Genomic DNA, 13,428 nt, shown 5'->3' with positions numbered 1-13,428 from the left:
GCTCCTATTCGATTTCGAAGGTGACGCCCTGCGCAAGTGGCAGAGCCCTGGAGTAGTTCACCGTGTTGGTAGCGCGGCGCATGTAAGCCTTCCACGCGTCGGAGCCAGACTCGCGACCGCCGCCGGTTTCCTTCTCACCACCAAACGCTCCGCCGATTTCGGCACCCGAAGTCCCGATGTTGACGTTGGCGATGCCGCAATCGGATCCGTCGGCCGAGAGGAAACGCTCGGCTTCGCGAAGGTCCAGCGTGAAGATCGAGGAGGAGAGACCAGCGCCGACAGCGTTGTGGTCTTCGATCACCTTGTCGAAGTCGTTGTATTTCATCACGTAAAGGATTGGCGCGAACGTTTCTTCCAGCACTGGGCCGACCTGCGCGGGCATTTCCACCAGCGCCGGCTTGACGTAGTAAGCTTTGTCGTGGGGCATTGCGACGCGCTCACCGCCGTTGACGGCGCCGCCATGGGCCTTCGCCTCGCCGAGCGCCTTCTGCATGCCGTCGAAGGCAAGCTTGTCGATCAGCGGACCGACAAGCGCCGTCGTTTCGAGCGGGTTGCCGACCGAGACATTGGCATAGGCTTTCTTCAGGCGCGGCACGAGCTGGTCGTAGACGCTTTCGTGCACGAAGAGACGGCGAAGCGTCGTGCAACGCTGGCCTGCCGTGCCCATGGCACCAAAGGCGATGGCGCGCAGCGCCATGTCGAGATCGGCAGACGGGCAGACGATACCCGCGTTGTTACCGCCGAGCTCGAGGATCGAACGGGCAAAACGGCGCGCCAGCCGCGGACCGACTTCCCGGCCCATGCGGGTCGAGCCCGTCGCGGATACCACCGGTACCTTCGGGTTATCGACCAGAATCTCGCCGATGGCACGATCGCCGATCAGCACTTCGCTCAGACCCTCCGGCGCGTCGCCGAAACGGGCAATGGCACGCTGCAGGATCGTCTGCGAAGCGAGCGCGGTCAGCGGCGTCTTCTCCGAAGGCTTCCAGACGACGGCATTGCCGCAAACCAACGCCAGCGCGGCGTTCCAGGCCCAGACGGCAACCGGGAAGTTGAAGGCGGAGATGACACCGACGACACCGAGCGGATGCCAGGTTTCCATCATCCGATGGCCGGGGCGTTCGGTTGCGATCGTCAGGCCGTAGAGCTGGCGGGACAGACCGACGGCAAAATCGCAGATGTCGATCATTTCCTGCACTTCACCAAGACCTTCGGACGGAATTTTGCCGGCCTCGATCGACACCAGTCGGCCAAGCTCCGTCTTCACCGCGCGCAGTTCCTCGCCGAGCAGGCGAACGAGTTCGCCGCGCTTGGGCGCGGGAACCAGGCGCCAGGCCTGAAAGGCGCGGGCGGCTTTTTCGATCTTCGCGGTCGCGGCATCACGGCTGTCCGTCTTCAGGGCAGCGAGCTGTTCACCCGTGACCGGGCTGTAAGAGGCCATGTCTCCACCGGTGTAGAGCGCCTTGTCGACGCCGATCTTGTCGAGAAGTGCGACGGTTTCCTGGGTTACATTCACTGTTCTTGCTGCGATGGTCATGTGAAAAACTCTCTGATGTTCTGGAGGATTGTCGGTTTCAGCTGTCGCTTTATTCAGCCGCTTGCGCCGCAGTCAGAAGGGCCCGGCACTCAGCCATCGATTGCGCCTCGATACCGGCGTAGTGGTCGAATTCGTTAAAAACCGAGGCACCGAGATCGCGCTCGAAGCGCTGCTGGTTGGGGTTTGCGGTAAAATCCTGCGCCGCCTCATCGCCGAGGTTGGATTGGAAGATGCCAGCCGCGCTGACGGGCAGGAAGTCCTCATAGACGATCGGGTCGAAGCAGACGAGACCATCTGCCACGAGTTGATCAATGCTCACATCAGCCGAGGCAATCGTGCTTTGGCCCTTTGGGGTGAGCGAGTAGCGGAAGTAACCAAGGCCCTGGTCGCGAATTTCGGCCCAACTGTCAGGGAAAGGCACGAACGCATCGGCGAGCGCCTTTTCATAAGCTCTCGCGTTCGAGCCATCGGCTGCCGGGCGCACCACCTTGCGCGACTCCGTCAAAAGCTTGTCGTAAAGGCCGCGGCCCTTCGGCGTCAGGGCGATACCGCGGCTTTCGATCTCGCCGAAACGAGCCGTATGTGTTCCTTGCTGCCAGGTCCCATCCGCACCCTGGAAAGAGACGGCTTCCTCGAGCGCCTTGAACGACGTCTGCCGCAACAGAATGGCACAGCGCCGGCTTGGCGGACCCTCGACAACGGCCTTTGGCGCAATGCCATATTCCGGCATCAGGCGCTGTACTTCGTCGATATCGAGCGTGCGCGGAGTCAGGTGATTGATGTGCGGGCCCTTGAAGGAGACAACATCGGCGATCAGCCGGTGCGCATCATGCAGGCGCTTGTACATGGCGAGGTCGACATCGGCCTGATTGTGCCAACGGAAAGTCTCCAGAACCTCGGCAACGAAGCGATTGGCATCGTCCGCGTCGAGACCGCCTTGCTGTTCGGCCTTTTCCGTCAGTTCGGCAGCACCGGCGGTGAAGATCTGACGCTTCTGCAGGATCGTCTCGGTTTCGGCGCGAAGTGCCTCGTCAGCAATCAGATCGAGACGCAGGAGAGAGGTGAAGACGCGGAACGGATTGCGCTTCAAGGCCGCATCGCCCACTGGCCGGAACGCGGTGGAATGGACCGGCACCCCGGCCTCGCTAAGGTCGTAGTAGCCGACCGGAAACATGCCCATAACGGCGAAGACGCGCCGCATCATCGCAAGTTCTGCAGCCGTCCCAAGACGGATCGCGCCGTGTCGCTCTTCAGATACACGCTCCAGGGAATCGGTTTCTTCAAGCCTCTGCTTAAGCGCCGGATCGGCGTTGAGCGTTGCCGTGTTTACCCTGGCCACGATATTCATCAGCGTGCCGTAGGCCGGCACCTCGGTCCGATACATGGCAGACATAGCCGCGGAAAATGCAGAGCGGATGCTGCAGGAGGAGACGAAACTTCTGGTCGACATATCTATCTCACAGTGCCTGTAGGAAGAGTTCATTCTGGATTGCGATCATATCGCGCCTGGAGTAGATGAATAACGATAAATGAAGCTAAGATGATGCGGTTTCGGAATGATCTTGCCTCGAAAGCTCATGCCTGACTTGACTACACTGCAGTCCTTCGAGTCGGCCGCCCGCCACGGCAACTTCACCAGGGCAGCCCTCGAACTGAACCTGACGCAAAGCGCCGTCAGCCGGCAAATCAAGGACCTTGAAACGCAGCTCGGTGTCCTCCTGTTCGAACGCGTGCGGCAGCGAGCGATCCTGTCGGAAGCCGGCAAGCGGCTTTTGCCGGAGGCACGACGTCTCCTGCACCAGACGGAAGAGATGATGATCCGGGCGGCTTCCGGCGCCACGGCAACCCTTTCGATCGCCACCTTGCCGACATTCGGCAGCCGCTGGCTGACGCCTCGGCTGCCAAATTTTCTGGCGATCCATCCAGGTTCCCTCGTCGACATAGCCTCTCGCTCAGAGCCGTTCGACTTTGAGGAGGAAGGCTTTGATCTTGCCATTCACTACGGCCAGCCGATTTGGGCACGCGCAACCTGCACCTTTCTCTGCGACGAAAAGATCGTTCCGGTTGCCAGCCCGAGCCTGCTGAAATCTGATCCAGTCGCGAGCGCAGCGGAACTTGTAGACAAGCCTCTCCTGCATCTGGCGACGCGCCCGAGACTTTGGCGCCAGTGGTTCGAACACTGCGACATCGACGCCGATCCGTCTTATCGAGGCAACCGGTTCGACCAGTTTTCGATGATCATCGAAGCAGCCTCAATGGCACTGGGGTTTGCGCTTCTGCCACTATATCTGATCGAACAGGAGCTGAGCTCCGGAAAACTCAAAATCGTTGTCGACCGACCGATGTCGACCGAGAACAACTACTATGTGGTGACGCCGGATGGTAAGCGAGAACATACGCTCGGCCTGGCGTTCACGGCTTGGCTCCTCTCACAGATAAGCAACAAGGACGCCATTCAATCGTGAGCAACGAGCCGACACCATCCGATATCCCGACTGCACGCATGCTGAGCTGGGCCAGAAACTCGACGATCTATCGGCTCGAGCGGCAGATGATGACGGAAAGACAACTGTTCGATGCCATCATCCGTAAGGCGAAGCAAAAATTCACAGACATCAACGAGGCGCAACTCAAGGCGATTGCGAACTTCGCCGTCGCGTTCGCCTACGAGCATGCGGGCCTGAACGATACTGCCTACGCTGAAATCAGGACGCGCTCCGGGGTTCGCAGTGGCAGATCGAAGCGACACATCGCTCAGAAACTGTCACAGAAGGGTGTCGATGGCGAGGTCATCACGGCCGCGCTCGATGAGGCAGACGACTTGCTGGCCGCCGTGGTCTTGGCGCGCAAACGCGCGTTCGGGCCATTTCGGCGAGGCGACGGCGATCGCGACCGTGTGACCAAAGAGATGGCGGCGTTCGCACGCAACGGTTTCAGCTTCGACATAGGCAGGGCTGTTCTTGGTATGAGCCGCGAAGAGGCGGAAGACGTTATGATCGCGCGATCTCGATAGCTCTTTCCTATGCAGTAGAGCCCCAGCGGGCCGTGCAGGTCAGAGTAATGCTGTGGGGGCCTTCGAGTTCGGCGTCATGGCGCTCGATGAGCTCCATAACTGCATCGATGAAGGCCACATGGTCGAGGCTCAGCGTCGTCAGGTCATTGCAATCCCAAGCCGCCATCGCGATTCCGTCCTGTCCAACGATGGCAATATCGTCGGGCGTGTTCTTCCCGAGTACGCGCCGTGCCGCATCGCGCGCACCAATTGCCATGACGTCGTTGCCGCAGATGATGGCATCCACCTTGGCGCGGTGAAGAAGCAAAACAGCTTCCTTGAAACCGGAATCGTAGCTGTAGTCGCCAAAGGCCTCGGCCTGTAGCGTCAGGCCGCGCTTGGCGAGGCCCTCGACAAACCACCTGCGCCTCAGCTTGTCGATCCAGCTTGACTTTGTTCCCGCGAGGTAGGCGAACCGCTTCTTCCCATCACCGACAATCTTGCCGATGATCTCGTCAGCGGCGGCCGATCCGTCTATCCGGACGCTTGAGACCTTCTCATTGTCGAGCGGTTCAAAGGAGACGATGATCGGCTTCGTCGTATGGAAGATGTCGATCGCGTCCTGCATCGAGACCATGTCGGAGAAGACGACGACATGATCAACCTGATAGGTCGAGGCTAAGCGCATGAGCTGCAACCGATCATCGTGGTCGGCACAACACAGAATGATAGGCAGAAGTTGCCTGGCCTGGAGGCGATGAACGAGTAGTTGCTGCTCTTCTGCTTCGCACGGATTGCCGATTGCGTTGACCACCAGCGCCACCAGCCTCGATCGCTGGTTGTTGAGTGAGCGCGCAATGGCATTCGGCTGGTATCCATACTCGCGAGCAACGGCCAGGATGCGGTCGCGCGTTGCACTTCCGATTCTGGAATCGGGCGAGAAGGCACGCGAGATCGTCGCAGACGACACCCCAGCAAGCTTTGCCAGTTCCTTCGAGGTGACCCGTCGCTTGCTCATTTCTACATTCCACGTCTATGGCGCGGAGATCCGGACGGGGAGCCCGTCTGCCGCAGCTGATTCCTTGATTGCATCCCATAGCCTAGCGAATCGCAGGCCCATTTCAACGGAGCCGGTGTTTTCCATTGTCCCTTCGCGAATGGCCAGGAAGTTTTTCATCGGATTGCCGAGAATTTCCGCCTCTTCTCGCGGCTCGGCGTTTCGCCCGAGGCTGATCTCGCGCCATCCGCCCCAGGCATCGATGCGAACGATTGCTTTCGAATAGAAGAAGGTGATGTAGGAAGCGCAGCCGGGAGGACCCTCGCCGGCAGCCGTCAGCGTCGCCAGCGCGCCGTTCTTGAGGCGGGCCGAGACCGCGGTGGCAATGTCGACCTCCTTGCCGTGATTGTTCATATAGGCCGACACGCTCTCGAAGTCCGAGTTGGCCAGCAGGCAGACAGTGTTCATCATGTGGGCGCCGGTGTCGAACATGAAACCGCCGCCTGAAATCTCCGGCTGTTGCTTCCAGTGACCGTCATAGTTGCCGGACCAGCTTTCCCAGATCATCCCCGATATTGCAATCAGGTGGCCGAACTCCCCGGCAAGCGCCCGCTTGCGCGTATCGATCACGAGGGGCGAAAGACCGCCCTGGAAAGCGGTTACGATGGTCACACCGCTCTTCTTCTGCGCCCCAATCAGCCGTTCGGCTTCCGCCACCGTCGTCACCATCGGCTTTTCAAGGAAGAGGTCGAGGCCGGCTTCCGCGACAGCCGTTGCCTGCTCACCGTGAAACGCATGCGGCGTGGAGACATAGACGACATCCAGCTCCGTTCGGCAGGAAGCCAACATCTCTCGGTAGTCGTCGAAGCTCTTCGGCGCGCCTGCTCCAGCGGCAACGCATACGTCAATCAGGCGCTTTCGGGAGGAAGGCATCGTATCGGCAAGCGCGACAAATTCGATCTCGGGCATGCGTGCCCAGCTTGCCGCATACTCGGCCGCCTTCAGGCCTGCGCCAATGACGCCAAGCCGCAATTTTTGTGACATCCAAAATCCTCCCGAATGCAGTGTGTATACGGTTACACAAATGACCGAATGAAGACAAGATTTATTAAAACACGTCTTTTCAATGCGTTAGCGTTAGATCAAAAAACGCATCAAAATCCATCTTGCCAGTAATAGGAATGCGTGTACATTTTTGACTGTGGTGCTGGAGGGCGCCGCGAACCAAAAGGGAGGACTTCCGTTGAAGAAGACGGTCATTGGTGGCCTGTGCGCCATTCTGCTCGGCGCTGTTTCCACGCTGGCGCATGCCGAGACAATCCGAATTGCCAATCACGGTCAGGCCGGCATCGACGCCATGAAGTCGACGGTCGAGAAGATCGAAAAGAAATACGGTGTAACCGTCGAGGTCGTCGAATACCCTGCGCCTGACAAGGATTATCTGACGAAGCTGTTGACCGAGCTCGGCGCCGGCAACGCCCCGGACCTCTTTTCCATCCCGACGACGGCCGCTGTCGCTGACATGGTCGAGGCCGGTTACCTCGCGCCGGTGACCAAGGAAATCAAGGCATGGGACGGCTACGCCAATTTCTATGATGTCGCCAAGCAGCTGGCCGTCAGCCCGGATGGCGAAACCTATGTGATGCCGTTCATGCTTGGCATTCAGGAAATCTATTATCGCAAGGACGTTCTCGATAAGGCCGGCATCTCCACCGAGCAGCCGAAGACCTGGAAGGAACTGCTCGATCGCGCCGCTGAAATCAAGAAGAAGACCGGCGCATATGGTCTGCTCTTCCCGGCCGGCGTTTCCTGGGGAAGCGGCGCCTTCGACGAAGGCTTTCAGCATCTGGTCGTCGGTTCCAAGACGCCGCAGCTCGTTGATGCCAACGGTAAGCTCGATTTGAATGGTGAGGGCATCAAGGATGTCTTTGATGTCTACAAGCAGCTGATCGACAACGACCTGATGCCAACGCAGCCGTTGCTCGGACCTGAACCCTGGGTTGTGCCAAAGTATCAGATGTTCCCGGCCGGCAAACTTGCCGCAACCACTTGCGGTTCCTGGTGCTATATTTTCGACTGGGGTCGTGAAAGCAAGAACCCCATTCCTGAGGTGACCAAGGTTGTCGGCACCTGGACCGTTCCCGGCCAAACCGGCGGTCAGTATGTTCTCGCCAACCTGGCAGCCCCATGGGCCGTCAACTCCAAGTCCGCCAACGTGGAACTCGCCAAGAAGGCTCTGATGGAGATTGGTTCGGTGGAGACACAGGTTTCCTACGCGGCCCGTATCGGCAACATCCCGTCCAGCAAGGATGCGGCGAAGAACGCCGACTTCCAGAAGCTGACGGAACTCGTTCCGATCCATGCCGCGGCGGAGAACGGCACCTTCCTTAAGCAGGCTTCCGGCTTCGGCACCGTTTCCGAAGGTGTTGCCCGCGCAACGGAAGCGCTCCTGCGTAAGGAAACCGATGCTGCCGGCGCACAGAAAATCCTGGTCGACTACGTCAAGGAAACGCTCGGCGACGAGGTCATAAAGTAAGCGTCTACTTACTCATTGCGAGGGAAACGCGGGCCCGCCCGCGTTTCCAGATTTCCCTTCCGAAATGAGTTGTAGAGCTTTCAATGGCCAGAAACGTCCACGAAAGGCGCGCCGAACGGCAGCTTCTTCTGATCCTGCTGCCCTCGCTTGCACTGCTTCTGGCCTTCGTGATCTATCCCGCGCTTTACTCCATCTACCTAAGCTTCACCAATGAAGCGCTGACTGGGGCTGCCGCACTGCGGCCGCGCTTCGTCGGTATTCGCAACTATGCGCGGCTTCTGAACGACGCGAAGTTCTGGAACTCCTTGCTCGTCACCTTCCTGTTCGTCGTCGGCTCCGCAGTCATCGGACAATTCGTGCTTGGCCTCGTCTCGGCGATGGCGCTGCGTCGTCGTATCCATTTCCGCCGCCTCTTCTCCTCGATCATCCTTCTTCCGAACGCAGCACCAGAGGTGGTTGCAGGCTTTATGTGGATTTCGATGCTGGCCGGAGGCGAGCAGGCAACGCTCAGCCGCATCGTCAGCTTCTTCGGCGTGACGCCGGCCGACTGGTTGCAGATCTTTCCGCTGTCGATGATCATCATCGTCAACACGTGGCGCGGCATCGCGACGGCGATGATCCTGTTGACTGCTGGTCTGAGCACCATCCCAAACGAGATATATGAGGCCGCCCGTATGGATGGCGCAACGCCTTCACAGATGTTCCGCCGCATCACCTTGCCGCTGATGATGCCGACGATCCTTCTCTATATGCTGATCTCCGCCGTCTCGACCATCGCCGTCTTCGGCCTCGTCTACGCGCTGACCCGCGGTGGCCCCGGCGGGGCGACGGAGCTGGTCAGCATCTACATTTACAATCAATCCTTCACAGCGTTCCAACTCGGTTATGGCGCAGCTGTCGCCGTCGTAGCACTACTGATCTCGCTGGTTCTCGGCGTCGGCTATGTCAGGGCGATGAAAGTGGAGGTCTGACATGTCAGCGATTTCCCCAAGCGAAAATGCCAACAAGACCCGATCGGACCTGCTTGCCTACGCAACGCTGTCTCTGATCTCGATCTTCTGCGCAGTTCCCTTCTTCTGGGTGCTTCTCGCCTCCTTCGACGGCAACGCGCAGCTGTTCCTTCGCTGGCCCGAGCAGTGGAGCTTCGCCAACTACCTCCGCGTCTTTACAAAGGAAGATGGTGCGAAATGGCTTTTCAATTCGCTCTTCGTCGTTGGCGGCGCCACGGTGCTGGTGATGGTGTTGGCCGGCCTTGGCGGCTACGCGCTGTCGCGAACCCGAGCGTGGTGGAAGCTGCCGTTTCTCTATGCCATCCTATTGATCCGTGTCCTTCCGCCGACGGCGCTCGTTGTGCCGCTCTACAAGTTCCTTTTGACATTGAACAATGCTGAAGGTGCCATTCTGAGGCCGATCTTCGGCGAATACACTCGACCGATCATGCGCTGGACCGGTTTCATCGATGGTTATCTCGGCTTGATCCTCGTGCTTGCAACAATGCAGCTGCCATTGGCCCTTTGGATCATGAAGACGTTCTTCGACGGTCTGCCACGCGACTACGAAGAGGCGGCACTGATGGACGGCGCCACCCTGATACAGCGCATTCGCCGTGTGCTGATCCCGCTGGCGCTGCCGGGGTTGGCTGCCGCCGGACTGTTCGCCTTCATGTCTGCCTGGGGCGACTTCCTGCTTCCGCTGATTTTCCTCTCTTCGCCGGAATTGCAGACCCTGCCACTCGGCCTGTTCCGCGCATTTCTGCGCATCAACGAGATAGACTACGGGCTGCTTGCGGCACTCGCGTTTATCTACCTCCTGCCGGCAGTCGTAGCCTTCGGCTTTGCGCGTCGCTTCCTCGTGCAAACATTTGCCGGCGGCGTCAAAGGCTGACACCAGAAAGTACATTACGATGATCAATCTCAGGAACGTTCGCAAATTCTACGGCGCTTTGGAGGTCATCAAGGGCGTCGACATCACGGTGGAAGACGGCGAATTCGCGGTTTTCGTCGGCCCGTCCGGCTGCGGAAAATCGACTTTGCTGCGCATGATCGCCGGTCTTGAGGGCATTGACGACGGCGATCTCATGCTTGACGGCAAGCGGATCAACGACGTGCCGCCCGACAAGCGTGGCATCGCCATGGTCTTCCAATCCTACGCCCTTTATCCGCACATGACCGTGGCCGAGAACATCGGCTTCTCACTGAGCCTGAAGAAGGTTCCGGAGGCCGAAATCCGCCGGCAGGTCGAGGGGGTCGCCGAGATCCTGCAACTGACCGACTATCTCGATCGTCGGCCGGCAGCCCTGTCCGGCGGCCAGCGCCAGCGCGTTGCGATCGGTCGGGCCATCATCAAGAGGCCGTCACTGATCTTGTTCGATGAGCCCTTGTCCAATCTCGATTCCGCCCTGCGCGTGCAGATGCGTGCCGAATTGCAGCGCCTGCATCGCGAGCTGAAGGCAACCGTCGTTTACGTGACGCATGACCAGGTCGAGGCGATGACCATGGCCGATCGTATCATCGTCCTCAACAAAGGTGTCGTTGCCCAGCAGGGTGCTCCAATGACGCTCTACCATCAGCCTGACAATGAATTCGTTGCGACTTTCATCGGCTCCCCGAAGATGAACACTATCCCGATCGCGATCACCAGATCGACCGCCGGTCAGGCCCATGTCCGGAGCCCGTTTGGTCTCTCGCTCGACCTGACGGACGCGAGTGGGATAGTGCCACAGGGTGAGGCTACTCTTGGCATCCGGCCTGAGCACCTGAAGATCGCAGCGGTAGGGCAGGGGGACTTTTCGGCCGAGGTCATGATCGTCGAGCGGCTGGGCGTCGAGACATACCTGACTGTCGGTTCGCAGGAACAGCCGATTGTTGTCCGCTCCGAAGGTGACATCACAGTGCGACCGGGCGATCGCGTGTCCCTGGCGGTCGACACCTCCGCCTGCCACCTGTTCGATTCCGCCGGCCGCGTCATTCGCCCGGCAAAAGCTTCATAACATCGAGGATACCATGACAATCAAGGTCACCATCTGGAACGAAGGCCGCCACGAGCAACTCCACAAGGAGGTTCAGGAAATCTATCCCGACCGTATCGACGGCGCGATTGCGACCGGGATCGCCAATGCCGACTTCGAGATACGCAGGGGAACGCTCGATGACCCGCATGAGGGATTGCCGGACATTCTTCTCAACGACACCGATGTCCTTCTGTGGTGGGGGCACATGGCGCATGAAGAGGTAAGCGACGCGCTGATCGACCGGATCCAGCAACGTGTCCTCAAGGGAATGGGTCTGCTCGTTCTTCATTCCGGCCATCACTCGAAGCTGTTTCGCCGTTTGATGGGAACCAACGCAAACCTCTCCTGGCGCGAAACGCCACAAGGGGATCTCGAGCGGGTATGGGTCGTTGATCCATCCCATCCGATCGCCGAGGGGCTGCCCCCTTATTTCGAAGTCAATGCTTCCGAAATGTACGGCGAACCCTTCGACATTCCTCCACCCGACGAACTGGTTTTTATCTCGTGGTACTCTGGGGGTGAGGTGTTCCGCAGCGGATGCACATTCCGACGTGGCCGCGGTCGCATCTTCTTCTTCAGTCCTGGGCACGAGACTTATCCGATCTACCACGACAAGACCGTGCACAAGGTGATTTCGAACGGGATCCGCTGGGCGACGCAGTCCCATACCGATGGCCGGATCCTCGAAAACTGGCACAGGGCCGTACCGCTTCACAAGCGCCCAGCCTAAAAGCACTATGCCCGGTAAAGACCGGCCCTGCTTGGGTCGGTCCAAGATCCTCGGCACACGCAGGCGGCCCCATCTCCCTGGCCGCTTCGACAGCAATTCAACGTTGCGACCTATTCGCATCGTGTCCGTTCCGTTGGCGAGGCATCGATCTTCGTCCCAGCACATCCAGCTGTTCAGCCTTATTCGAGACACGAGGTCGACCTCACCCGGCCCGGCGCGATCCGGCCCCTCGTGCACGAACCAGTGCCATCAACATTGGACCGATCGAGAACTCGCCGCGCTCTGCCCTTCGCGTCAGATCACGCAGATATGCGCCAGCTGAATTGATGTGTCCGCCTCGTTCGAGAATGCACGCCATAACGGTCGCTGCGTTCTCCGGTCCCATCGTGTTGCACGCGTCCTCGTACGCTGACGCGCTGACACCGAGGGTGCCCCGAACCACAACCGCTGCCGCCATCATGTCTCGCCAATTGGTAATCGAGCCCCCGGGGCCATAGCCTGCCATATCCGGGCAGGCCTGCAGAACCATTCCGAGCGGGAAGGACTTTAGGCCCGAATTGTCGTTGCCGGCGCGCTCCTGCGGATTGACCCCACTGCGCCCATCTGATCTCTGTCTCGTCCTTTCAGCGGGGGGCTCAATCGGGGACGCCGGATTTGCCTCCTGCTTTGTTTCAAAAGCGGGTTCAAGATCAAAAATAGAGTCGGGGTTTGAATTCTGTATGTGCCGTTCATTTCGGGCGGGATTGCCGCTCGGTTTTTTTGCTTTCAACAATGTTTCCAGCCTGTTGGCAATATCGTCACGCAAGATCTGCATTGCCTCCAGCGCTGCGGCTATTTCATCGGCTGCCGGCGTTCTCGGCACGGCGTCGACAAGTTCACGGAAATAGGTGAAGGCCGTTTCCCAGTCGCCCGGAAGCTCCTCGTCGATCGCGGTCTCGATCAGTTTGGAAACATCCCGGCGGCAGAGGGTGAATTGTTCGCGCAGTCTTTGCAAATGCAGCCGTTCCGCCGCGACCTCAGCTGCCAGCGCCTCGATTTCCTCAGCCCGGACGATCAAGGGTGCGAGGGAGAAACCGAACGCATCTCCGACCGAGCCCTCCTTGTTTCTGCGCGCGTACCGCTTCCCGTTCGGACTATCCTTGCGGATGATCAGGCCGGCCTCGACAAGCACGGCGAGATGGCGACGGATGGTCTGCTCCGCCATGCCGTGCGAACGCAGCGAAAGCTGGCTGTTTGACGGAAAGACGACAAGACCGCTTTCCTCGGAAAGGAGATTTGCCGGGTAGAAGCTCAGCAGGGCGTTGAGGACCGCCAGCGCCCGGTCGGTTACGCCGAGCAGTGGCTTTGCCTCGCAAAGCGCCCTGTAAATCTTCCATTTGTCGACCGATTGATCGGGCTTGAGCTCGCTCGCCGCCTTCTGGCTGGAGAGCATGCCAAGCGTCATCGGCCGCCGCCCGAAAGGCGTCGTCACATGTCCTGTTTCCATCACCTTCACCTTGACGAAGGCAAAAGAAATCCACTCACCAAAAAGGTGCCCATACTTGACAGGGATTCACGGAAATGCGATTCTCTAGCTGCTAACCTATGAGAAGGGCTTCCGCGACGGCAACGTTCGGGAGCTTTTTT

Annotated in this window: 12 protein-coding genes; 7 read left to right on the top strand and 5 right to left on the bottom strand. The window is 59.3% G+C overall.

What is annotated here, in order from left to right; translation table 11 throughout:
* Nucleotides 1-4: 4 nt before the first annotated feature.
* Together FHT97_RS27045 and FHT97_RS27040 are read right to left on the bottom strand one after the other, a co-directional pair.
* Nucleotides 5-1,537: an aldehyde dehydrogenase family protein gene (locus FHT97_RS27045; protein ID WP_183864768.1), complete on the bottom strand. Its 1,533-nt coding sequence runs from the start codon at nt 1,535-1,537 to the stop codon at nt 5-7.
* Nucleotides 1,538-1,586: 49 nt separating this feature from the next.
* Nucleotides 1,587-2,987: a VOC family protein gene (locus FHT97_RS27040; protein ID WP_183864767.1), complete on the bottom strand. Its 1,401-nt coding sequence runs from the start codon at nt 2,985-2,987 to the stop codon at nt 1,587-1,589.
* A gap of 106 nt (nt 2,988-3,093) precedes the next feature.
* Between FHT97_RS27040 and FHT97_RS27035 the strand changes: the two genes are divergently transcribed.
* Nucleotides 3,094-4,002, top strand: a complete 909-nt coding sequence (locus FHT97_RS27035; protein ID WP_183864766.1) for a LysR family transcriptional regulator — start codon at nt 3,094-3,096, stop codon at nt 4,000-4,002.
* Nucleotides 3,999-4,550, top strand: coding sequence for a recombination regulator RecX (gene recX, locus FHT97_RS27030; RefSeq protein ID WP_183864765.1), 552 nt, complete (start codon nt 3,999-4,001; stop codon nt 4,548-4,550). Before FHT97_RS27035 ends, recX begins: the two co-directional genes overlap by 4 nt.
* 7 nt (nt 4,551-4,557) lie before the next feature.
* Here recX and FHT97_RS27025 read toward each other — a convergent pair whose 3' ends face one another.
* Both FHT97_RS27025 and FHT97_RS27020 read right to left on the bottom strand, forming a co-directional pair.
* The gene (locus FHT97_RS27025) at nt 4,558-5,547 is read right to left on the bottom strand and encodes a LacI family DNA-binding transcriptional regulator (RefSeq protein WP_183864764.1); all 990 of its coding nucleotides are present in this window, start codon (nt 5,545-5,547) and stop codon (nt 4,558-4,560) included.
* Nucleotides 5,548-5,562: 15 nt separating this feature from the next.
* Complete coding sequence (locus FHT97_RS27020; RefSeq protein ID WP_183864763.1) at nt 5,563-6,570, bottom strand: Gfo/Idh/MocA family oxidoreductase; 1,008 nt, start codon at nt 6,568-6,570, stop codon at nt 5,563-5,565.
* Between the two features lie 199 nt (nt 6,571-6,769).
* Here FHT97_RS27020 and FHT97_RS27015 point away from each other — a divergent pair, with 199 nt between their 5' ends.
* The 5 genes from FHT97_RS27015 (at nt 6,770) to FHT97_RS26995 (ending at nt 11,802) form a co-directional block, all read left to right on the top strand.
* Complete coding sequence (locus tag FHT97_RS27015; protein ID WP_183758109.1) at nt 6,770-8,062, top strand: extracellular solute-binding protein; 1,293 nt, start codon at nt 6,770-6,772, stop codon at nt 8,060-8,062.
* Nucleotides 8,063-8,145: 83 nt separating this feature from the next.
* Nucleotides 8,146-9,033 carry a sugar ABC transporter permease gene (locus tag FHT97_RS27010; protein WP_183758111.1) on the top strand — a complete coding sequence of 296 codons (888 nt, stop codon included), beginning with the start codon at nt 8,146-8,148 and terminating at the stop codon, nt 9,031-9,033.
* 1 nt (nt 9,034) lies between these two features.
* Nucleotides 9,035-9,946, top strand: a complete 912-nt coding sequence (locus tag FHT97_RS27005; protein ID WP_183864762.1) for a carbohydrate ABC transporter permease — start codon at nt 9,035-9,037, stop codon at nt 9,944-9,946.
* A gap of 19 nt (nt 9,947-9,965) precedes the next feature.
* On the top strand, nt 9,966-11,051 hold the full coding sequence (gene ugpC / locus FHT97_RS27000) for a sn-glycerol-3-phosphate ABC transporter ATP-binding protein UgpC (protein ID WP_183864761.1): 1,086 nt from the start codon (nt 9,966-9,968) through the stop codon (nt 11,049-11,051).
* A gap of 13 nt (nt 11,052-11,064) precedes the next feature.
* Complete coding sequence (locus FHT97_RS26995) at nt 11,065-11,802, top strand: ThuA domain-containing protein (RefSeq protein ID WP_183758117.1); 738 nt, start codon at nt 11,065-11,067, stop codon at nt 11,800-11,802.
* 202 nt (nt 11,803-12,004) lie between these two features.
* On the opposite strand, the gene repC is transcribed toward FHT97_RS26995, so the two are convergent.
* Nucleotides 12,005-13,288, bottom strand: a complete 1,284-nt coding sequence (gene repC / locus FHT97_RS26990) for a plasmid replication protein RepC (protein ID WP_183864760.1) — start codon at nt 13,286-13,288, stop codon at nt 12,005-12,007.
* Nucleotides 13,289-13,428: the final 140 nt, after the last annotated feature.

This window comes from Rhizobium sp. BK399 (genome assembly GCF_014194695.1).
Classification (GTDB): Bacteria; Pseudomonadota; Alphaproteobacteria; order Rhizobiales; family Rhizobiaceae; genus Rhizobium.
This window is presented reverse-complemented; position numbering and strand designations above follow the sequence as displayed.

What these genes read in the sequence shown, in the direction of transcription:
- FHT97_RS27045 (WP_183864768.1), bottom strand. Translation starts at nt 1,537, where the DNA reads ATGACCATCGCAGCAAGAACAGTGAATGTAACCCAGGAAACCGTCGCA.
- FHT97_RS27040 (WP_183864767.1), bottom strand. Translation starts at nt 2,987, where the DNA reads ATGTCGACCAGAAGTTTCGTCTCCTCCTGCAGCATCCGCTCTGCATTT.
- FHT97_RS27035 (WP_183864766.1), top strand. Translation starts at nt 3,094, where the DNA reads ATGATCTTGCCTCGAAAGCTCATGCCTGACTTGACTACACTGCAGTCC.
- FHT97_RS27025 (WP_183864764.1), bottom strand. Translation starts at nt 5,547, where the DNA reads ATGAGCAAGCGACGGGTCACCTCGAAGGAACTGGCAAAGCTTGCTGGG.
- FHT97_RS27020 (WP_183864763.1), bottom strand. Translation starts at nt 6,570, where the DNA reads ATGTCACAAAAATTGCGGCTTGGCGTCATTGGCGCAGGCCTGAAGGCG.
- FHT97_RS27010 (WP_183758111.1), top strand. Translation starts at nt 8,146, where the DNA reads ATGGCCAGAAACGTCCACGAAAGGCGCGCCGAACGGCAGCTTCTTCTG.
- FHT97_RS27005 (WP_183864762.1), top strand. Translation starts at nt 9,035, where the DNA reads ATGTCAGCGATTTCCCCAAGCGAAAATGCCAACAAGACCCGATCGGAC.
- ugpC (WP_183864761.1), top strand. Translation starts at nt 9,966, where the DNA reads ATGATCAATCTCAGGAACGTTCGCAAATTCTACGGCGCTTTGGAGGTC.
- FHT97_RS26995 (WP_183758117.1), top strand. Translation starts at nt 11,065, where the DNA reads ATGACAATCAAGGTCACCATCTGGAACGAAGGCCGCCACGAGCAACTC.
- repC (WP_183864760.1), bottom strand. Translation starts at nt 13,288, where the DNA reads ATGGAAACAGGACATGTGACGACGCCTTTCGGGCGGCGGCCGATGACG.